Origin of the sequence: Larkinella sp. C7 (assembly GCF_006149005.1) — a bacterium.
Taxonomy (GTDB): domain Bacteria; phylum Bacteroidota; class Bacteroidia; order Cytophagales; family Spirosomataceae; genus Larkinella.
In genome coordinates this window covers 108313-129249 of sequence record NZ_VBSL01000007.1, presented here as the reverse complement: position 1 = coordinate 129249, position 20937 = coordinate 108313, and the positions used below count along the sequence as shown (strand labels likewise).

The window sequence follows — 20937 nt, the reverse complement described above, 5'->3', positions numbered from 1 at the left end:
CTCCATACCAGGATTCAGACCCGGTCGGTGGATTCAAATTCACGCTGCCAGTGACATCGCTGGAGCCTGATCACGAATCTGGACTTGGGCAATCGTGTCTACGACTTCCTGTAACGCTTGGTTGCGCTCCTCAATTGACTTATACCTGATTGTACCAATTAAAAGGTTATCGTTGCCATAAAACAGGTTGAAACGGATGTTACCCACCAACTCCCACAAAGGATAATTGGCTATTTCACTTCCGGCCCGCCGGGCGGCACTCACGGCTAGTTGGCAATCGACTTTCGTATCGAACAATTCGCTGCTCAGGATGGATTCCCGGCTATTTTTCATCAAATGGAACTGGTAGCGATTGTTGAGATGAGGAAGATTTTCAATGAAGAAATACATGATTTACACCGTTTACAGAGTGAATCCCCAGGTTTTTAGAAGTTGTTTCCCGCCGGATAAACATGGTTAGCCGATCAAGTCACCGACCCACTTCTTAGAAAGACGCCTGTATTGCAACAACAATACAGATTAAGCCTTACCACCAACTATTATAACACAAATATATTATAAAACTAATACAAAGGTATGATGCCAGTAAAAATAATGTTACCTTTGAGAACACAATCTAAGTTAACAGAAAGTTGAATCACCCCGGTTTCGATGGAGCCGGGGTATTTTGTTCTGCCATACATTTGTTTTCCTATGCTTATCATCTCCGGCAAACACCTGGCCGCTATGATTCCTGGCCATACCTACACCGTGGTAGCCAATTCTGCCATGAAAGGCAACGAAGCTTTACTATTTTGCCAGAAACTCAACGTATCCTGGCCGGTTGCCGTGCTGCTGGCCGATGTCGATGTTCGGGATCAGGTATTCCGGGAGCTACGAATTGCCATTCCCGAGCATGCACCGAGTGTATAGGCTTGTCGGTCAGTTCCTTAAAATTCCGACCGTGTATGAGTGGGGAAAGAAGAAAGGAAGGCTCGGATGATACCAGCAGTTGGTCATTTATTTTGAAATGGCGAAGGCAATTTTGTAGTATTACAACCGGCAACTATTCACAATCTTTTACGATTGGTACACAATGCTTTACACGCCCGAGCAAACCGCCGGTTTTTCAGCCCATTCATTTCAGCATTTGCTGACGTGTCTGGACGATCATGTGCTGACCCTGACGCTCAACCGCCCTGAAAAGAAAAATGCGCTGAACCCCACGCTGCTGAACGAGCTGGCCTTTGCACTGGCTTATGCTCACTACGAAAAAAACGTTTGGCTGGTGGTGCTGGCGGCTACGGGCGATGTATTCTGTGCTGGCATGGATCTGAAAAGCCTGTCGTCCAGCGAGCCAAACGCGCAAACCGTTCCTCCCCCCTCCGGCCCGGTGCGGCTGGGAGAGTTGCTGGCGGGCCTGCATAAACCGTGTATCGCCAGGGTGCAGGGAGCGGTGTATGCGGGCGGTTTTCTGCTGGTGGGTGGTTGCACGCATGTTGTGGCCGTCGATACCGCTGCGTTTAGCTTACCGGAAGTGAAACGCGGTCTGTTTCCGTTTCAGGTCATGGCGGTTTTGCTCGACATCATGCCCGCCCGAACGGCACTTGACCTGTGTCTCCGCGCCCGGACGCTGTCGGCAACCGAAGCACAGTCGGTCGGACTGGTAACGGAAGTCGTTTCGATGGCCCAACTGGACGAAACCGTTCAAAAAGTAGTGAACGAATTGAAACAGTATTCCCCAACGGCAATGCAGTTTGGTTTACGGGCTTATCAACAGCTAAAAAATATTCCTCAAGATCAGCAACAGGCATTTCTGCACGAGCAATTTCAGCAGCTTCAGCAAACCGCCGATGCCAAAGAAGGGATGGCGGCTTTTTTGGAGAAACGGCTACCGAAGTGGGGGAAAGAAAAGTAATTTTAAATGTAAAATGATAAATATTAAATACAAAAGTGTTTCAGAAGCGCCTAACCACTTTTACATTTAGCATTACTCATTTATTATTTATCATTCTCTTTACCAATCCGGACAGCCTTCCCGTCGCCGGGTATCGATAATGGCCTGAATCTTCCAGCCGCCATTCAGCTTCACCAGCGTAAAAACATTGACGCCACAGTGGCTTTTCTGGCCGTTGAAGTAGAAAACATACGGCGTCCAGGCGATGGCCAGTTCGGCGTCGATCCTGACGTCATAGGCCGAAAGCCGCTCGTCGAGTGCCCCCGGTTTCTGCTTGCCAACCGACGCAATAAAGTTGGGAATCGATTCACTCCGTACACTGACCGCTCCCTCTTTGTTTTTCGCAATACTTTGAAGCGACGCTGTGGGCGCAAAAACCGCTTTGAAGAGCGTTGTGTCGGCCTTCCGCATCCCGTCGAATAGCTGGGTGATGGCGGCTCTAACGCCTTTTTCGTCGTCAGACTGTGCCCAGGCGGATAGCGAAACCAGGCTGCATACAATCAGTAGTGCTTTTCTCATCGGATAAAGTAGCTGCATTTAACCTAAATATACGGATTCCGAATCATTTCATACAACGCCCGCGAATCCGCTCACCGCTGTTGTGAAACAAATCCTGTTCAAAGTTCGCTTCTCCAAAGAGAGGCCGGGGGGTGACAGGCGTTATTTGTCAAAATGGCCCCTGTGGAATGTCATAAAAAAGCCGGAAGTTGTCTCCAACTTCCGGCTTTACATCCCTACGGTTCTGAGTCCGAGGGTCGTTATAATGTACTAAAATCAAATCCTTCCAAAAACGAAGTCGTAAACTGACCCGACCGGAACTTGGGGTCGTCCATCAGCTTGATGTGGAACGGAATGGTGGTTTTGATGCCTTCGATCACCACTTCCTGCAACGCCCGCTTCATGCGGGTAATGACCTCCTCGCGCGATTGGCCTGACACGATCAGCTTGGCAATCATTGAGTCGTAGTTCGGCGGAATGGTGTAGCCACTGTAAACGTGGCTATCGATCCGAATCCCGTGTCCACCCGGAAAGTGCAGGTTCGTGATCTTGCCCGGTGAAGGCCGAAAACCGTTGGCAGGATCTTCCGCGTTGATGCGGCATTCCATCGCGTAGATTTTCGGAGTATAATTTTTTCCGGAAATCGGCGTTCCGGCAGCAACTTTAATTTGCTCCTTAATCAGGTCAAAATCAGTCACTTCTTCCGTTATGGGGTGTTCCACCTGAATCCGGGTGTTCATCTCCATAAAGTAGAAATCACCGTGTTTGTCGACCAGAAACTCAACGGTTCCGGCACCTTCATACCCGATGGCCGACGCGCCTTTGATGGCGGCTTCCCCCATCCGCTCCCGCAGTTCGGAGCTGACCACCGGCGAAGGCGTTTCTTCGACCAGCTTCTGGTGTCGGCGCTGAATGGAACAATCGCGTTCCGAGAGGTGGCAGACTTTACCGTATTGATCTCCAACAATCTGGATTTCAATGTGACGTGGTTCTTCCACGAATTTCTCCAGATACAGACCGTCGTTGCCAAAGGCTGCACCGGATTCCATCTTGGCGTCGAGCCAGGCTTTTTCGAATTCCAGCTCGCTTTTGATGATCCGCATCCCGCGGCCACCGCCCCCGGCCGTTGCTTTCACAATGACCGGATAACCGATTCCGGCCGCCAGCAGTTTGCCTTCTTCCACCGATTCCAGCAGCCCTTCCGAACCTGGAATAACCGGGACACCGGCGGCTCTCATCGTGGCTTTGGCTGTCGCCTTATCGCCCATTGCGTTGATTTGCTCGGCCGTTGCTCCAATGAACTTGATACCGTAATCGGCGCAGATCTGCGAAAATTCCGCATTTTCAGACAGAAAACCGTAGCCCGGATGAATGGCATCGGCACTGGTCACTTCAGCGGCAGAAATAATACTGGGAATATTCAGATAGGATTGGCGGCTCGGCGGAGGACCGATGCAAACGGCCTCGTCGGCAAACCGCACATGCAGGCTGTCGCGGTCGGCGGTCGAATAAACCGCTACCGTCTTGATGCCCATCTCGCGGCACGTCCGGATGATCCGCAACGCAATTTCGCCCCGATTGGCGATTAGGATTTTCTTGAACACAATTTTTTAGAATTGTGAATGGGTGAAGGGGTGACTGAGTGAATAAAAATTAAGCAAGCCCCGTTTTTATTCACTCAGTCACCCATTCACTCATTCGCTCATTAAATAGGTTCGACTAGGAACAACGGTTGATCATATTCGACCGGCGTAGCGTTTTCGACCAGGACTTTGACAATCCGGCCCGCCACTTCGGACTCGATTTCGTTGAAGAGCTTCATGGCTTCGATGATACAAACCGTTTTTCCCGGTTTCACCTCGTCGCCTATTTCTACAAACGATGCAGCCTCAGGACCCGCCGACCGGTAGAAGGTGCCGATCATGGGCGATTTGATGGTCAGGTAGTTGCTCGTTTCTGCTTTGGGGGCCGGCGTGGGCGCAGGTGTCGAAACCGCCGATGGAGCGGCCGGGGCCGGTTGTTGCGGAGCTGGTTGTGCAACCGGCGGTACCGAAGAAACCGGTGTCTGACCGTAGCGTTTTACGTTCAGCTTCAGTTCGTTGGTTTCAATACTAACTTCATCCAGTCCCGACTGGGCGATGAAATCAATAAGGTTCTGAATGTCTTTCGTGTCCATGTTTTTCTAAATGATGAATGATGAACGATGAGCGATGAATGAAAAGACTGGAAACCATTCATCGTTCATCGTTCATCATTCATCATTCTTTTTATTTAACTCGTTCTACGTAATCGCGGGTACGGGTATCGACCCGGATTTTATCACCCTGTTCGATAAACAGCGGTACCATGATGGTAGCACCGGTCGATACATCTACTTTCTTTTTGGCGCTGTTAGCCGTATCGCCCCGGATTCCCGGTTCTGAATAGGTCACTTCCAATTCCACAAAAGGCGGTAATTCGCATGTCAACGGCGTATCGGTTTCGGCGTTGATCAGAATTTCAACTTCCTGCCCTTCTTTCATCAAATCAGCGCCCTCTACAATTTTATCCGTCAGATTGATCTGATCGAAGGTTTCATTGTCCATGAAATTGTAGCCAGCTTCGTCTTTGTACAGGAACTGAAACTTCCGGCGTTCTACCCGCACCGGATAAATCGTTACACCGGCGTTGAACGTGTTGTCGAGAACTTTACCCGATGTTAAACTTTTCAGTTTTGTACGGACGAAAGCCCCGCCTTTGCCGGGCTTAACATGTTGGAATTCAGTAATCTGAAACAGGTCGTGGTTAAATTGAATAACGAGTCCGTTCCGAATGTCTGCGGTCGTTGCCATGGTTTTGAACTATGATTATACTGATTAATCTGATTAACCTGAACCGGACTATGCTAATTTGACTGATTACGCGATTTTTAAATCACAGTTAATCCGTGTAATCCGGGTTCAGACAATCAGAGTGCCCACTTTAGATATATCGCTCCCCAGGTAAACCCGCCACCAAAAGCGGCCAGAATCAGGTTATCGCCTTTTTTCAACTGTGACTCGTAGTCGAACAGGCAGAGCGGGATGGTTGCTGCGGTGGTATTGCCGTATTTATGAATATTGAGCATGACCCGGTCCATGCCCAGGCCCATGCGGTTTGCGGTGGCTTCAATAATGCGTTTATTGGCCTGATGTGGTACGAGCCAGGCGACATCGCTGCCTTTCAAATGGTTGCGCTCCATAATTTCGGCGGAGACATCGGCCATATTCTTGACCGCAAACTTAAACACCGACGGACCGTCCTGATAGACGTAGTGCCAGCGTTTATCGATTGTCTCATGCGTAGGCGGGTAACGGCTTCCACCGGCTTTCTGAACCAGATGATTCTGGCCGGAACCGTCGGAGCGAATGATGGAGTCGATGATGCCGTTGTCTTCCGTTGTGGGTTCCAGCAAAACCGCACCAGCACCGTCGCCAAACAACACGCAGGTGGTTCGATCGGTATAGTCGACGATGGCCGACATTTTATCGGCGCCGACCACGATCACTTTCTTGTATTTTCCGGTTTCGATGAACTGAGAACCAATCGTTAGCGCATACAGGAACCCCGAACAGGCGGCCTGAATATCGAAGCTCCCGACGGCCCGGATGCCGGTCATGTCACAAATCAGGTTGGCCGTCGACGGAAAAACGTAATCCGGTGTGGTGGTGGCACAGATCAGCAGTTCAATGTCTGCCGGTTCTGTACCGGTTTTGGCCAGTAAGCCTTCCACGGCCTTTGCCGCCATGTGCGACGTGCCCAGGCCTTCACCTTTCAAGATATGCCGTTCTTTGATACCGGTGCGGCTGGTGATCCATTCGTCACTGGTATCCACCATTTTCTCCAACTCCGCGTTGGTCAGGATGTAGTCCGGTACATAGCCGTATACGCCCGTAATTGCCGCTTTACTGTTCATACTCGGGGGTGCAATCAATTTTACAGACAAGAGAATAGAGACAGGGAACAAGAGAGTCGATCGGTCGCAAGGTTGCTGATGTCTTTTGTCTCATGTCTTTACTCTTTGGTCTTATTTCAACTTAAAGCCTGTGCGATTTTCGTATAAGCGTTGGATTCTACCTGCTTTTTTGCCAGACTAAGCATATTTTTAATGGCCAACGGCGACGAGATCCCGTGGGCAATAATGACATTTCCATTAACACCCACAATCGGGCTGCCACCCACCGATTCATAGTTGGTTTTGTCCGTAAACTCGTGGCTCAGGCCCAGTTCTTTGGTCATTTCGTAAATCGACTCGCCCATTTTGAACAGGATGTTGCCCGTAAAACCGTCCGTTACGATCACATCCGCTTTGTCGCGGAAAAAATCGCCCCCTTCCATATTACCGACAAAATTGATTTTCCGGCTGTCTTTCAGCAACTGATAGGCGGCCTGGGCAATCAGCGATCCTTTTTGCTCTTCCTCGCCGATGTTCATCAATGCCACGCGGGGTTTATCGATCCCGAACGTGTACTGGGCGTAGATGGAGCCAATTTCGCCAAATTGCAGCAGCATTTCCGGTTTGCAGTCGGCATTGGCACCAATATCGACAATAACGGCAAAACCGCCACTAAGCTGGGGAACAAAACCGGCAATGGCGGGGCGCATAACCCCTTCGATCGCTTTGATGCTGAACAGGGCTCCCACGTGCATGGCACCGGTATTGCCCGCACTGCAAAAGGCGTCGACCAACTTGTCACGTAAAAGTTTAAACCCAACTCCGATGCTGGAATTGGGTTTTTGCGAGAGTGCCTTGGTGGGGTGCTCTCCCATTTCAACCACATCTTCTGCATGGACAATTTCCACGCTGGAACCTGCGTAATTATATTTTTGAAGAAGGTCTTCAATTACCCGTTGCTTGCCCACCAATACGATGGTAACGTCACTCGGTAATTCTTTAGCGGCCATCACGACTCCTTCCACAATTGCGTCCGGAGCGAAATCGCCACCCATAGCGTCGACTGCGATTCTCATTGAACCAGGTTTGGGTGCGCTGAATTGGTAAACGAACGTGTAAAAATAGTAGTTGCCCGGCAATAAAAAAGTATTTCACGTTCATCCGGTGCAGATTCCTGTGAAATACTTTTTACCCCCAACCCCGCAAAAGAGGTTTTCGATACGCTGAAAAAAGCCCCTGCGTGGGGTTGGGGGCTAGAATGTCAGGCGGTTGGTGCGTAATTTTCAATCATCACCTTGCCTTTGTAATACAGGTTGCCTTCGAATACGTGCGCTTTGTGACGAATGTGAATCTCGCCCGTCGTCGCATCGAAAGAGAGTGCCTTCGGGGTCAGTTTATCGTGCGTTCTACGCTTGTCCCGCCGGGTGGTTGAATGTCTGCGTTTGGGATGTGCCATAATTGTATCTTGTCAATTGTCAGTAAGTCTTGCCATTCTCCCACCACCGGAACGGTTGCTGGAGTGATAACAAATTGTATTAATTATTATTCAGTTTTCGCAATGCTTCCCAACGGGGGTCAACGGGCGGCTCAGGGGTTTCGTCATCGGGCCCCGGAGCGTCCGACCGGTATACCACCCTGCCTTCCTGCTCCTCATCCTCGTCGTTTTCTTCCTGCCGGAACCGGGGGTGCAGTTTTTTCATCGGCAACGACAGCACGATAAAATCGAAAAGGTAACGCGCAATGTTAATTTGCTGCGTCTCCCACAGAATCAGTTCGATTTCGTCGGTCAGTTCCTCCACGCGATCCGAAAATTTCAGAAACAATTGTTCCTCAATATCAATCGGCTCGTCGAACGGATCCAGGCTGCGGTCACAGATGAGCCCCACCGTTCCCTGGATATGGAAATTCAAGTGAATCATCGACGACGACTTGGTCAGAACCAGATGCGTCTTGAATGACCCGCTCTGAATCAGTTCCTGATCCATGGCCTCGAAAAACGCATCGCCGGATTCAAAGTCAAACTCGTACGATTTGTCTTCAAGACTGCTAATGGGGATGGTGTATTTTTGCAACTCCTTCACTATCGTCTCAAAATAGTCCGCAAAGTTACGAACTATTTCTGAATCCTAAAAGACTAACTATCAATTTACAGTCTCTTTGTTGAGACGGGTGGGGCCGACCGGCGGTAGAGGACGTAACTTTTCATCGAAACCGCAATGGGTTGGTAGCCGGCTGCGGTCAATTGCTGCTGCTGGGCGTCACGGCACGTCGCATCAGCCAGGAAATAGGCCGGTTTTTTCGCCAGCGTCGTCATTTCCAGGCGGTGGTAGCGTTGCAGGTACGAATGGAGCAAGACACTGGCCATCATTTCCGGGCAAACCCCCAGCCTGGTGTTCGAAGGGACGACCGATCCGATGGTGTGAACATCGGCCAGAATGGCCCGGTGGCTGTGGTAGGGCGTTCCGGCAATGCTGATTCCGTAGAGTCCGGAGCCGAGGCAGGCTATCCATCCCAGCGCCAGGAAGATCCGCAAACTGGTTTTTGTCAACCGAAACGTGAGTTTTACCAGTTGTGGCCCTATCCAGGCGCCTAATCCCAGTGCCATATACGGAAGTGCGGGAACGATGTAATATTCGATCTGTTTGGTGGTAGCCATAATGGGTAGCGTAGAAGCCAGCCCCAGGGCCATATAAAACCGGATCATTCCCGAAAGCGGACGAATCGCTTCCCGTGATTTCAACCAAAACCGGTTTAGAAGCCACAAAACCGCCAGAAGCCCCAGCGCGGGGGCCAGGTTGGTCAGCAACACCTTCACAATGAATGTTCGACCCAATGAGCCTGAGGTATCGCCATAGACTTCGCGTTTTCCGTTCAGGGCTGCCCACACCTGCTGGTTAAAGTAGGTATGCAGGAAAATCCGGGCCGGTTCATATAGCAACAGAAGCGACAGCAGCAGTGTAAAACCGCCGATCAGCAGAAGCGTCCAGCGGGTCGCCTTCGCGAACTGCGGGGTTGGGCAGCCCAACAGGCCGTATAACCCCGGAACCGCCAGCACGTGCAGACTTACCGGGCCTTTGGTCAGAAAAGCTGCCAGCAAGGCCAAAACCGCCAGCAAGGCCATTAGAAACCATTTTTTGGGATTTTGCCAGCCTTCAATCGTATATTTGACGGTCAGCAGACAGAACAGGCTCATTGTTACGTCCAGGTAATTTTGCGCATAGGTCCACTCTGTGAGCGGAAACGTAAACAGCAGAAAAACCGGTAACCACTCCCAGCGGTACAATGGATGGTCGGTCGGAACGAGTTGCCGCCATAACTGAACCATCAGAAGAAGGATCAGAAGAAGCACGACGAAACAATAGACGCGTTCGGTGACGTAGGTATCGCCAAGGAGCCTGAAAAACCAGGACTGGATATAAAACAACAGGGGAGGATGCTCGTAAAACGTTTCCGTCTGGTTGAAGGGCAGCCAGAACGAACTGGCAAAAACCGGTGACCAGAATGCCCCTTTTCCAAGGGCCATATTGCGGGAAAGGGCCGCGTAGGTGAGGCCGTCGGCCCACATGCCTTCGCGCAGCAAACGGCGAAAAACAATAAAAGCCCCCCAGGCAACCGTAAAAAGCCAGCCAATCCGGCGATAGGCGACTGTCGTGGGCAGTATGGAAACAAAACCAGGCAATGAAACAGGACTCATATAACGCCGAGTGTAAAACCGCATCAAGATACTTTCTAATTCATTTTTTTTCACACCGTTCCCCTATTTCTGCCCGTTAATACCGCTATTTATGGAAATTGTATCCAGAAATCGTTCTTTTTTCATCGTCTACTTCCTGTGCCTGGCAACGGTCAGTGTGTTGATGCTAGTTTATAACAAGACTGAGCTCATGCAATGGGTGAATGGCCACCACACGCCCCTGGCCGATCTGTTTTTTCAGAATGTAACGTATCTGGGCGATGGCGCCTTCTCCGTTCTGGTCATCATCATTCTCTTATTCCGGTCGTTCCGGTTTGCCCTGATGGGAGCGGCCTCGTTCCTGCTGTCGACGCTGATTACCCGCCTATTGAAGCAGCTCGTTTTCTCGGATTCGTTGCGCCCGCTGAAATATTTCGAACATTCGCCCTGGCAATACCGGATCATCGATGGCCTGGACATTCACAGCTACAACAGTTTTCCGTCGGGCCACTCGACCACGGCTTTTGCGGTTTTTTGCCTCCTGGCCCTGCTCGACGATCGCAAAAACCGGGGCTGGTTTTTTGCCATGCTGGCGGTCATCACCGCCTATTCTCGGGTATACCTCTTTCAACATTTTGTGGAAGACGTCTACGTTGGCTCGCTGATCGGCACGGTTTCCTCCATTTTCGTTTTCTGGCTCCTGAGCCGCCACTGGGACCAAAATCCACAAAGCTGGCACGATCGGCGGTTGCGGTTTTAAGAAAAAATTGCACATACAAAAATAGTCTTAAAATAATCACATCCAATCGGTAAATAGTTCGATTGCTTTCCTTTTACGTATATACCTGCCTATCCGGGTTTTTGAAATGCCCTGTACATCCAGCTTTTCCATTTGGCAAAATAGCCTATTTTCCAAAAAATACGTTGCCTAAATGGGTTTATATCAATAATTATTTGGTATTTATCAAAAATTCAGTTTAAAAATAATCTCAGTTATCAACAAAATGTATCCCTTTTCGTAATTTCAGCTTGAAATCCAAGGTTCTCCATTATTATGCTTCAAACGCCATCCATTGCTGATCCAACCACTACAGCCTTAGGCCGGGGTATTCAGCACATTGGTTTCGGCAAGTTGGGCCGCCGACCCCTACCCCCTGCTTTAATGGAAGAATGCCGACAGGAGTTGGTGTCGGGCCACGCCGATCCGTTGCAAAAGGGTGCTTTTCTGGGGGCTCTGCTGGCGAAAGGACCGATGCCGGAAGAACGGTCACTGGAGCAGATTTTCGGGAAAGGGGCTTTTTTGAATCCGACCTTTTTTATCAATAAAGTATGTCCTGATTTGCCCACAAACCTCTTTCCCATTGCCACCAAACTTCTGAAAGGCCATATTCTCCGCTCCAGCGAAGCCCATCAGTTGGGAAACTTTCTGTTTTTGGACGACGATTGTGAAACGTTCAAAGGCATGGCTATCAACATTTTGCGCATCCGCATCGAATCCAACGACGAATACAAGGGCTTCTATGATGCCGCCATGGAAACCATCACGCCCGGTTTTCGGCAACTGAGCTGTGTCGACCGTCCGCTGGTTCAACTGGCCGAACCGTTCGATGGCGTGGAGCATACGTACCTGATTACTCCGCTGCTGGCCCATTTTTTCGAACAACGCGGCTACGGTGCGTTGTCGGTCGTTGGCCGAACACCGGGGCCGAAATATACCCTCAATGCCCACGATCTGTATCTCTATCTGGGGTGTCAGATGTTGCAAAGCAACCACGAAATCAACACGCCACCGGAACCGTTCGGCTGGGTGCTGGACCAGAAGGCCCTTTCCCCTGCCTTGAACCGTTGGGTCGACCGCCGTCGGCTCATGCTCAAACGACCGTTTTTAGCAACGCTCGAAAAAATCATGAACCCGTGCAGTGCCCGGATTCTGGTAACGCCGGTTTTTCAGGTTCCCTTCCAGATGAAAATGGCCGAACTGGCACTCATGGCCGGTTTTGATGCCGTCATTGTGATGAAACGCGGTTTGGAAGGCAGTCTTTCGCCCTCGACCAGCCGGAGCAGCGGCATTCTGTGCGCCGTCCGGACGGCCCGCGGTCACTTGTTTTACCAGCATTTCGACGCCGACTTGCCCGCCTTTGCCGAATACCGCACGGCCAGTGACGAAATTGTGATGAACCTGCAGGTTAACGACAACGCCCGGCTCATCCGCGATTTTATGAATGAAGGCGAAACCACCAACGACGACTTCGACAACCGCGTCCGCTTTACCCAGGCCTTGCTAAGCCGGGGCATGGACTGGATCGAAGGGCAGTTGGACGGGCGGACCATGAAAGACGTCCGATTGAGCTAATCAGGCCGATTTGGGCCGAAACACCTTCATAACGTCCGGATTGGTCGTCAGAAACGGGCCGCCAATCAAATCGATGCAATACGGAATGGCCGGAAAAACTACTGATAGACATTGCTCGATCGCCGTCGGTTTTCCGGGCAAATTCAGCATCAGCGTCTGGTTGCGAATCCCGGCGGTCTGGCGGGACAGAATGGCCGTCGGCACGTATTTCAGACTTTCCTGCCGCATCAGCTCACCAAATCCCGGCATCATTTTCTGACAAACCGCTTCGGTTGCTTCCGGTGTCACATCACGCAAGGCCGGGCCGGTGCCGCCCGTGGTCACCACCAGACAGCAGCCTTCCACATCGGCGAGTTCGATCATCGTGGCTTCCAGTTGGGGTTGTTCGTCGGGAATGACCCGATACACCGGCTCCCAGTCACAACTCAGGTATTTTGTCAACAAACTTACTACGGCTTTGCCGGGAATGTCTTCGTAAATGCCCGCACTAGCCCGGTCAGACACATTGATTACACCGATACGAATTGGAGTTGCCATGGAAAGCCTTTTAGAATGATGGCGCAAAGATACACGCAAGCACGCGACGGAACGGCTAGTTTCTGTACTTTTGCGAAATCAATCCCAACGCTATGCCCCGAATTCCGTCCCGTTTTATTCCCGTATTGCTGGTTCTGGCCGGAGCGTTGTTCTATTTCCCGTTTCTGGGCCGCGTTCACCTCTTCGACTGGGATGAGATCAATTTTGCCGAGTCGGCGCGGGAAATGATCGTGACGGGCAACTATACCCGGGTTCAGATCAACTTTCAGCCGTTTTGGGAAAAACCGCCCCTGTTTTTCTGGCTGCAGGTGCTGGCCATGAAGGCATTCGGCATCAACGAGTTTGCCGCCCGGTTTCCCAATGCGGTGGCTGGCATTGTCACGCTGCTGGTTCTCTATTTCGTGGGGAAAAAGAGTGTCGATGAGCGGTTTGGTCTGCTGTGGGCGCTGGCCTATTTCGGTTCCTTAACGCCCCATCTGTATTTCAAATCCGGTATTATCGATCCGACCTTCAACCTTTTCATCTTCCTGAGCGTCTGGTTCATCGCCCAGGCGGTTTCGGCATACGGCACGCCCAAAGCCACCCGGCTGGCAGCTTTTTCGGGGCTGTTCGTCGGGTTGGCGGTATTGACCAAAGGACCCGTGGGCGGTTTGCTGGTCGGCCTGACCTTTCTGGTTTACTGGGCCATTCAGCGGTTTCGTCCGATTCTCAGCTTTCTGAACGGTTTGTTGTTCTTTGGTTGCGGGCTGGCCGTGGCCTCGGTCTGGTTTGGTCTGGAGCTGGCCAAGAACGGTTTCTGGTTTTTTGAAGAATTTTTCCGCTACCAGATCCGGTTGTTCTCCACGCCCGACGCCGGCCACCAGCAACCATTTTATTATCATTTTGTGGTGGTTTTGCTGGGCTGTTTTCCAATGTCACTGCTGGCGATTCGCGGGTTCTTTTCGGATACTGCGGGTACTCGTCCAGATTTTAACGGTCCGGCGGTCCGGTCTGGACGTACGTCTGTTGTGGATTTGCAATCCGGACGAGCGGTTTCGTTCCGGCGCTGGATGATTATTCTGTTTTGGGTCGTGATGATCTTATTTTCCATCGTCAAAACCAAAATCGTCCATTATTCTTCGATGGCCTGGTTTCCGGTTTCTTACCTGGCCGCTACGGTTTTGTATAGCTATCTGAATGGCGCATTAAAATGGAACCGCTGGCTTACCATCGGCATTGCCGTGATTGGTGGCGTTTTGGCCCTCCTGATTACAGCCTTGCCGCTGGTCGGAATGAATGCCGTCGAACTGATCCCGTACATCAAAGACCGGTTTGCAGCCGCCAACCTGACCGCCCCCGTCGAATGGCAGGGCTGGGAATGGATCATCGGGACGGCGTATGGGCTGGTCATTCTGAGCCTGCTAGTGCTTCGGCAAAAACGGCCCGTCGGCAGTGTGGTGACGTTGTTTCTGGCCACACCGGTTTTGCTGTGGTTTGTGTTACCGGCGATTGTTCCCAAAATCGAGCGATATACGCAGGGTGCGGTCATTGATTTTTACGAAGCCAAACAGGGGCAGGAGGTGTACATCGAACCCATCGGCTATAAAAGCTACGCCCACCTGTTTTATTTCCGGAAACAACCGCAGACCAATCCCAAAAGCTACAGCGAAGAATGGCTGATCAACGGCCCGGTCGATAAACCGGCTTTTTTCGTCACCCGCAACATCAATATCGACCAGTATCGTTATCATCCGAATCTGGAAATCATCCGGGAGGAAGCCGGTTTTGTTTTCCTGCGGAGAAAACCGGCGTTTAAGTGATTGAAGGCTGTATTCCGTTTTACCAACGGGTCAGTTCATTACCAAAAAGCGAAAACGATCAGGTGGTTTGATACCGACCTTTCAGGTATTTCACCGAATTCTGCACCATTTGGCCCAGGACATCCGTGTTAATGTCTTCCAGTTTTTGGATGTAAATGCAGCCTTTCCCGGTTTTGTGCTTGCCAAACTGTTGTAACAATAACGCTTTCTCTTCGAGATCGGAAGCCATGTACAGGGTAATGGCATTGGCACGGGAAGCGAGCCCAATCAGCGGGGCGTCACCTTCATGTCCGCTCTCATATTTGTAATGGTATCTGCCGAAGCCGACAATGCCTGTACCCCACATTTTAGGTTCAAGCCCGGTTTGTGCAGTGATTAAGGCAACCAGTTCCGTGCAATCGCTGCGTCGTTTCTCATTCGCAATCGCATTCAGATAAGCGGATACACTGTGCTCGGTTTCCGTTGTTTTATTTTTTGCCATGATCGTCGGTTTATCGCAGTCAGCTACCTTCTAAAAATAGTAAAAAACGGCTCATATCGTACCAGAAAATTGAACGACAGGTTGAATTTATAGCAGCTAAAAGGCAGATTCAGCCAGAAATTTTAAAGATGGGCGAAATGCTTTAACTTGTAACTATGAAACAACTCTTCTTCGTGGCACTTTGGCTTTCGGTGGCTCAGGCCGCGTTTGCCCAATCGACCAGCAGCACTGGTGCGCCGAAGTTACCCCGCATCGCCATCGCCGGACTAGGCATCGAATCCAGCACGTTTTCCCCGGCCGTTACGCACGAAGAAGCCTTTCATGCCCGGTATGGCGGGGAGATCTACAACGCCTACCCGTTTATGATGCCGGTTTCGCCCCTGCGCAAACAAGCAGCCTGGGTGCCCACCATCGTCGGCAAATCGCTGCCGGGCGGAGCCGTCACGCGGGAAGCCTACGAATCGCTCGTCAGCAAAACGCTGGATTCACTCAAAAAATACGGTCCCTACGATGGGTTGTATTTCGACATTCACGGCGCCATGAGCGTCAAGGGGCTGGACGATCCGGAAGGCGATTTCATTACCCGAATCCGCAAAGTAATCGGTTATAAAACCCTCATTTCCACGTCGATGGATTTGCACGGCAACGTGTCGTGGCGGCTGGCCCAGAACACCGACCTGATGACCTGTTACCGGATGGCTCCGCACGAGGATGCCATGCAAACCAAAGAACGGGCCGTCGTCAACCTGCTGGAGCGCATCAAAAGCGGCAAGGGAAAACCGGCCTACAAAGCCTGGATACCGATCCCGATTCTGTTGCCGGGCGAAAAAACAAGTACGCGCATCGAACCCGGCAAAAGTCTGTATCAACAGGTGGCTCCCCTGGCCGACCACCAGGCTGGCATTGTCGATGCGGCCATCTGGATTGGTTACGCCTGGGCGGACGAACCCCGCAACCATGCCGTGGTGATGGCGGTCGGTGATGACAAAGCCAAGGTCATTCAAACGGCCGAAAAACTGGCGCAGGCGTTCTGGAAGGTCCGAAACCAATTCGATTTTGTTGCCCCGACGGGTAAACTGGAAGACGTTCTGGCCAAAGCCCTGGTCAGCCAGAAGCATCCTTTTTTTATCAGCGATACCGGCGACAACCCGACGGCGGGTGGTGCAGGTGACGTCACCTGGACGCTTACGCAGATTCTGAAGCGTCCGGAATTTCAGCGGGCGGATGGCCCGTCACTGATCTACGCGTCGATTCCCGATCCGGAATTGGTGAAAAAGGCGATGGCTGCGGGCATTGGTGGACAGGTGGAAGGCGTTGCGGGTGCGCGGGTCGATGCCCGGTTTGCTCCGCCGGTTCCGCTGAAGGGCACGGTCGAAGCCATTGTCAAAGGCGATATCAACGCAGAAGTTGAGGTGGTCGTAAAAGTGGGCAGCGTGCATGTCATCGTTACCCAAAAACGAAAACCGTATCACAAGGAAATCGACTTCACCCGCTTGGGCCTGAATCCCCGCCAATCGGATATTGTGGTCGTCAAAATCGGCTATCTCGAACCGGAACTCTATGCCATGCAGGCCGACTGGATTATGGCACTGACGCCGGGCGGTGTCGATCAGGATTTAGCGCGCTTACCGTACAAACGGATCAAACGACCAATGTATCCCTTCGATGCGGCCATGAAAACCCCGGATTTGTCGGCGAAACTGGTGCCGCTGTCGGGGGAGGGGAAATAGTTGAAACTGAAGAAATTCAACACTACCGGAAGCTTGTAAATAGTAAAAAGAACGCCAACTATGAGATGATGCTCATACCTGACAATTGTTTAAGTGCCAGCGGCACGTAATGTTAATAGCAAATCGGTATTTTAAGAACTCTAGGCGTGCCGGAGGTACGCAATATAGGCTTAGTTGCGTACCTCCGGCACGCCTGAAGCTCTTAAAATACCGATTTGCTATTAACATCAGACCCCTCCGGGGTCAATAATCTCACAGTTTTATTTGTTCAAGACTGTAATCGAGTTTCTTTAAAAGGCTGGCAACCAGCTTTTCTTCTTTTTTGTCAAAACCGATCAGATAAGCTGCGTCCTTTTCGATACTTACAAATTTGGCAATGCTATCCATAGCGAGGTCTCTGAGTGGTTGTCCTAAATTATGCAACTGACTGAAATGCCTTTTTAACGCAAAATCCCCGACAGCCGTTTCTTCAACCGTGTTGAAAAACTTTGCCTACCGCTTCACCCCAATTCCCTCAAAATAAGGGTCCAGATGATCCAGATCACATTCCGACGTGATGGAAGCGACTGACGGACTCGCGATGGTCAGTCGGGACGTTTGCTCCGGCTCACAACGGGCATTGGTCCCCACGGCACGAATCGCCAGGGCTACGCAATCACCCAGTTGCCAGCTTTCGCTCTCCAGAACCAGGCGCTTCGCATTGCTCTGGTCACACAAGGCAAGGCGCTTGGCCGGTCTCTTTTGGCCTTTGCCATGTTGGGCAACGAAAGCCGTTTGCAACGGCTCATCGAACTCGCAGGTAATCCGATACAGGCGGTTCTCGTGAAAGACCAGAAATAACGCAGCAATCGTAATTCCCTGCAATTCAACAGCATCGGCTTTAAAAACGCGCATATTCGTGCAGGCCAAGGCGAGCGTTCCTTTGACAACCACCAGCTCCTGTTCCTGAAAACCGGGCTGGTGCAAAGAATCCGGTGTAGTGATCCCAATTCGAAACGGCCCCAATCCGACCCCATTCGACTGGCTGTAGAGCGGATATGAGAGGAGAGACAGAAACAGGACAAGGTATTTCATGGACTGCAATTTTATGGAAACAGGCCTAATCATACGGTTATTTCCCCAACCCCAACTGCAAAAACGCCGTCAGTTCCATGAGCCAGGCCACGCCGAGGTGAATGATGATGCCGCCCCAGATGCTGCGGGTCTGGAGCGCAATGACGCCCAGAATGTAACCCCCAAAAATGGAGCTGATCGTTTCGCCGGGCGGTTTTCCGAAGTGAATGAAAGCATAGGTGATCACCATCGGAAAAACCGTGCCCCGGCCCAGAATCCGCGCCATGCCGATCACCAGAAAACCGCGAAACATCAACTCCGTCGGCACAAAGTCCCAGCCGTAGGCCAGTTCATACACCAAAGCCGTTACCCATTCCGGCACGTTGAAAAACTCGTCGGCGTTGGTGTCGCGGTAGGTTGGATACGATTCCAGAAAAGACGGCTGGAAAGACGCGTAGGTAATCAACGGCACCATGCACAGCAGCAGAATAAAATAAATTTGCAGCCCTTTCCACTTCGGACGCAGGCCGTAAAAACCGTTTGATTCTTTTTCGACGAACCCGTAAAAGAGCAGCAACGGCAGCAAAACCGTCAGCAGCGACTGCCAGTTGCGGAGGCAATAAAACGCAAACTGGTAAATCTGTCCGTCAAAAACCGCGTGACTCCAGTCATTGAATCCGTAAAAACCGGCGTACCAACTGTAAATCGCCAGACCCGCCAGGCTATACACCCAGAAATCCCGCCGTCGCCAGATGTCCAGCCGCTGGTGAAAGTGCGTCCATAACCACACCCCGGAATAATAGGCAAAAGCATACAGCAGAAAATAGAAGAGGATCCGGATGTTTTCGCCCCGATACGCGTCGATGTAACTATCCTCAAAATCAAGGTAATAATTGATGCTGATGCAAACCGCCAGAAACACGGCGGCTGCGGCATATAAGTCGGCGCGAAAGTCGGCTTTCAGGTGTTCGCGGAGGTAGCGGATCAGGGTACGCATGGTGGTTCAAAGGTGGTGGAAAGCCGCCAGCAAACCAAAGCCGTTTCGACGGAAAAGTCAGGATGTCCGGATGAATCGGAACGGATGGGACATGAATTGTTCCAGCTACTTTCCGTCGGCCAGTTTGGTCACCATCGCCGGAACTTCCGGTTCGCCTTTGAAAAATGCGCCTTTTTTGCCCTGCGTCAGCGCCCAGCGGTGCATCCACGAAATACCGCCTTTGCCAATGTAACCATCCTTCGAGCGGTAGGCTTCGTCGTTCAGGGCTTCATCCAGCGGAATAAAGGTGTAACCGCTTTTCGCAAGCCGGGTTAACAACTCGCCCATGTAAGCCGCGTTGATCGTGTTGGCGTGCGTCAACAACGTCTGCGGAATGAGTCGGCCAAAAAGCGAATCCGACTGCGCTTCATAGTAGCGAACGTAGGCCGTCATGTAGTCCAGATACTGCCGACCAACCTCGGCCGCCGACGCGGTATCACCTTTCAGCAGTGCGTTGTCGTAAGCGTGGGAAAACAGAAAATCATAATTATCGACCGTCACAGGTGCCTCACGGTAATTATGTCGCATGAGGAACCGCTCCAGAGAATCTTTTTTAGCGGGCGTTTCTCCCTTGCGGAGGAACGGATGCCGGAAAAACCGGAAGGGTTTGCCGCGTTGTTCCACCAGGGTTTTGACGATTTTCTCCCCGCCCATTACTTCGTCCAGGTAGTCCGGGATCGTAATAACCGTATAGTCTTTGTGCGAAAACGTATGATTTCCCAGTTCCAGCCCGGCATCGAGCCACAATTTTAGTACATTGACCTGATTTGGATCAGGAGCACCATCACGGTATAACCACTGTGAAACCACAAACCCGATGGCCGGAACGCGGTGCGTCTGAAAATGCCGGACCAGTTTTTGATTCATGATCAGCCGACCGTCGGGGGTTTGGTAATAACTGGTAACACCCGGCAGATCATCGACGGTGATCACAATTTTTTTCTGCGCCCAGAGGTGGGAAGTCAATAACCAAAAACCGATAAAAAGCCGGAATCGCAGCCTGAAAGCCTGATTTGTAGACCCGATTATGATGTTGTTATTCGCCCTTACCCTAACTACCGTTGCCATTCTTGTTCGCATTGTATCGAGCCCCTTATCGAATGTTTTCCAGAAACAACTCACCCAACGCGCTGCCGAGCCCCTGTTTGTCTCCTCCGCAACCTATGGCTTTTTATGCATATTAACAATCCCGTTCTGGTCTGAACTGGATCTGGAAAACCTGCCCCCGGCCTTCTGGTGGGATGTGCTTGTTTTCAATTTGATCGGCGTCCTGGGAAATGTCCTCCTGATCAAAGCCATCCGAACCGGCGAATTGTCCGTTCTCGGCCCGGTCAATGCCTACAAATCCGTCGTCAGTCTGGTGCTGGGCATTCTGCTGCTCAACGAAATACCCAGTTGGATGGGTGTGGTGGGCGTCCTGCTGATTGTCGCCGGGAGTTACGTGGTTTTGGGTTCCGGCCAGCGCGGACGGGGTTTCTCGCTGGACATTCTGAAAAAACCGGAAATTCAGTTTCGCCTGATCGCGCTGGTTTGCTCGGCCATCGAAGCGATTTTCATCAAACGCGCCATGCTCTTGTCCACACCCATGACCACCTTTGTGCTCTGGTGCGTGCTGGGTTTTCTGTTTTCCTTCAGTTGGGTATTGCTGACGCTGCGCAGTCGCTGGAAAGACCAGATCCGGATCTTTTCTACCCACAAAGGGACCTATGCCGCGCTTTTTGTAACAACGGGATTGATGCAGTTTTCGACCAATACGGCCTTTGGCGGTATGCAGGTGGGGTATGTACTCGCCTTGTTCCAAACCTCGGCCCTGCTCAACGTCCTGTTCGGTTATCAGTTTTTTAAAGAACAGAACATCGTCCAGAAGCTCATCGGCGCGGTTATTATGGTAACCGGCGCGGTTTTGATTGTCGTTTTTAACTAAAAGC

At 51.3% G+C, this 20937-nt stretch carries 23 protein-coding genes; 7 read left to right on the top strand and 16 right to left on the bottom strand.

The annotated features are described in order from the left end of the window. Positions 1 to 39: 39 nt before the first annotated feature. Positions 40 to 390: a hypothetical protein gene (locus FH871_RS18795; protein WP_138992948.1), complete on the bottom strand. Its 351-nt coding sequence runs from the start codon at positions 388 to 390 to the stop codon at positions 40 to 42. Between the two features lie 303 nt (positions 391 to 693). On the opposite strand from FH871_RS18795, the gene FH871_RS18790 reads away from it, so the two are divergent. Next, the gene (locus FH871_RS18790) at positions 694 to 912 is read left to right on the top strand and encodes a hypothetical protein (RefSeq protein WP_138992947.1); all 219 of its coding nucleotides are present in this window, start codon (positions 694 to 696) and stop codon (positions 910 to 912) included. A 163-nt stretch (positions 913 to 1075) separates the two neighbouring features. Further along, positions 1076 to 1897: an enoyl-CoA hydratase-related protein gene (locus FH871_RS18785; protein WP_138992946.1), complete on the top strand. Its 822-nt coding sequence runs from the start codon at positions 1076 to 1078 to the stop codon at positions 1895 to 1897. Positions 1898 to 1996: 99 nt separating this feature from the next. On the opposite strand, the gene FH871_RS18780 is transcribed toward FH871_RS18785, so the two are convergent. The 9 genes from FH871_RS18780 to FH871_RS18740 all read right to left on the bottom strand — a co-directional run bounded on the left by FH871_RS18780 (position 1997) and on the right by FH871_RS18740 (position 10041). Continuing rightward, the gene (locus FH871_RS18780; protein ID WP_138992945.1) at positions 1997 to 2455 is read right to left on the bottom strand and encodes a nuclear transport factor 2 family protein; all 459 of its coding nucleotides are present in this window, start codon (positions 2453 to 2455) and stop codon (positions 1997 to 1999) included. 239 nt (positions 2456 to 2694) lie between these two features. After that, positions 2695 to 4038, bottom strand: coding sequence for an acetyl-CoA carboxylase biotin carboxylase subunit (accC, locus tag FH871_RS18775; RefSeq protein ID WP_138992944.1), 1344 nt, complete (start codon positions 4036 to 4038; stop codon positions 2695 to 2697). 101 nt (positions 4039 to 4139) lie between these two features. Next, positions 4140 to 4610, bottom strand: coding sequence for an acetyl-CoA carboxylase biotin carboxyl carrier protein (accB, locus tag FH871_RS18770; protein ID WP_138992943.1), 471 nt, complete (start codon positions 4608 to 4610; stop codon positions 4140 to 4142). Between the two features lie 91 nt (positions 4611 to 4701). Continuing rightward, entirely contained in the window at positions 4702 to 5265 is a 564-nt protein-coding gene (gene efp / locus FH871_RS18765) for an elongation factor P (RefSeq protein WP_114407503.1), read from the bottom strand. A 116-nt stretch (positions 5266 to 5381) separates the two neighbouring features. After that, positions 5382 to 6368 (bottom strand): beta-ketoacyl-ACP synthase III, encoded by a 987-nt coding sequence (locus FH871_RS18760; RefSeq protein WP_138992942.1) that lies wholly within the window; start codon positions 6366 to 6368, stop codon positions 5382 to 5384. 116 nt (positions 6369 to 6484) lie between these two features. Further along, entirely contained in the window at positions 6485 to 7423 is a 939-nt protein-coding gene (plsX, locus tag FH871_RS18755) for a phosphate acyltransferase PlsX (protein WP_138992941.1), read from the bottom strand. Positions 7424 to 7608: 185 nt separating this feature from the next. Next, complete coding sequence (rpmF, locus tag FH871_RS18750; protein WP_114407505.1) at positions 7609 to 7803, bottom strand: 50S ribosomal protein L32; 195 nt, start codon at positions 7801 to 7803, stop codon at positions 7609 to 7611. Positions 7804 to 7882: 79 nt separating this feature from the next. Next, positions 7883 to 8428: a DUF177 domain-containing protein gene (locus FH871_RS18745; RefSeq protein ID WP_138992940.1), complete on the bottom strand. Its 546-nt coding sequence runs from the start codon at positions 8426 to 8428 to the stop codon at positions 7883 to 7885. Positions 8429 to 8493: 65 nt separating this feature from the next. Further along, a complete protein-coding gene (locus tag FH871_RS18740; RefSeq protein ID WP_171062886.1) occupies positions 8494 to 10041 on the bottom strand; it encodes a glycosyltransferase family 39 protein in 1548 nt (515 codons plus the stop codon). A gap of 190 nt (positions 10042 to 10231) precedes the next feature. Between FH871_RS18740 and FH871_RS18735 the strand changes: the two genes are divergently transcribed. Further along, entirely contained in the window at positions 10232 to 10780 is a 549-nt protein-coding gene (locus FH871_RS18735) for a phosphatase PAP2 family protein (RefSeq protein ID WP_229317384.1), read from the top strand. A gap of 294 nt (positions 10781 to 11074) precedes the next feature. Beyond that, positions 11075 to 12373 carry an anthranilate phosphoribosyltransferase gene (locus FH871_RS18730; protein WP_138992937.1) on the top strand — a complete coding sequence of 433 codons (1299 nt, stop codon included), beginning with the start codon at positions 11075 to 11077 and terminating at the stop codon, positions 12371 to 12373. Here FH871_RS18730 and mog read toward each other — a convergent pair whose 3' ends face one another. Next, positions 12374 to 12910, bottom strand: a complete 537-nt coding sequence (gene mog, locus FH871_RS18725; protein WP_138992936.1) for a molybdopterin adenylyltransferase — start codon at positions 12908 to 12910, stop codon at positions 12374 to 12376. A gap of 92 nt (positions 12911 to 13002) precedes the next feature. On the opposite strand from mog, the gene FH871_RS18720 reads away from it, so the two are divergent. Further along, positions 13003 to 14709: a glycosyltransferase family 39 protein gene (locus FH871_RS18720; protein ID WP_138992935.1), complete on the top strand. Its 1707-nt coding sequence runs from the start codon at positions 13003 to 13005 to the stop codon at positions 14707 to 14709. A 58-nt stretch (positions 14710 to 14767) separates the two neighbouring features. Here FH871_RS18720 and FH871_RS18715 read toward each other — a convergent pair whose 3' ends face one another. Beyond that, on the bottom strand, positions 14768 to 15190 hold the full coding sequence (locus FH871_RS18715; protein WP_138992934.1) for a DUF1801 domain-containing protein: 423 nt from the start codon (positions 15188 to 15190) through the stop codon (positions 14768 to 14770). A 155-nt stretch (positions 15191 to 15345) separates the two neighbouring features. Between FH871_RS18715 and FH871_RS18710 the strand changes: the two genes are divergently transcribed. Then, complete coding sequence (locus FH871_RS18710) at positions 15346 to 16920, top strand: M81 family metallopeptidase (protein ID WP_138992933.1); 1575 nt, start codon at positions 15346 to 15348, stop codon at positions 16918 to 16920. 252 nt (positions 16921 to 17172) lie between these two features. Here the strand turns inward: FH871_RS18710 and FH871_RS34005 are convergent, their stop codons facing one another. The 4 genes from FH871_RS34005 to FH871_RS18695 form a co-directional block, all read right to left on the bottom strand. Beyond that, positions 17173 to 17307, bottom strand: coding sequence for a hypothetical protein (locus FH871_RS34005; protein WP_255516935.1), 135 nt, complete (start codon positions 17305 to 17307; stop codon positions 17173 to 17175). 105 nt (positions 17308 to 17412) lie between these two features. Further along, positions 17413 to 17994, bottom strand: coding sequence for a hypothetical protein (locus FH871_RS18705; protein WP_138992932.1), 582 nt, complete (start codon positions 17992 to 17994; stop codon positions 17413 to 17415). 37 nt (positions 17995 to 18031) lie between these two features. Beyond that, entirely contained in the window at positions 18032 to 18970 is a 939-nt protein-coding gene (locus tag FH871_RS18700; RefSeq protein ID WP_138992931.1) for a CPBP family intramembrane glutamic endopeptidase, read from the bottom strand. Between the two features lie 105 nt (positions 18971 to 19075). Then, the gene (locus tag FH871_RS18695) at positions 19076 to 19975 is read right to left on the bottom strand and encodes a polysaccharide deacetylase family protein (RefSeq protein ID WP_229317382.1); all 900 of its coding nucleotides are present in this window, start codon (positions 19973 to 19975) and stop codon (positions 19076 to 19078) included. A 61-nt stretch (positions 19976 to 20036) separates the two neighbouring features. Here FH871_RS18695 and FH871_RS18690 point away from each other — a divergent pair, with 61 nt between their 5' ends. Next, positions 20037 to 20933, top strand: coding sequence for a DMT family transporter (locus FH871_RS18690; protein ID WP_229317381.1), 897 nt, complete (start codon positions 20037 to 20039; stop codon positions 20931 to 20933). Positions 20934 to 20937 lie beyond the last annotated feature (4 nt).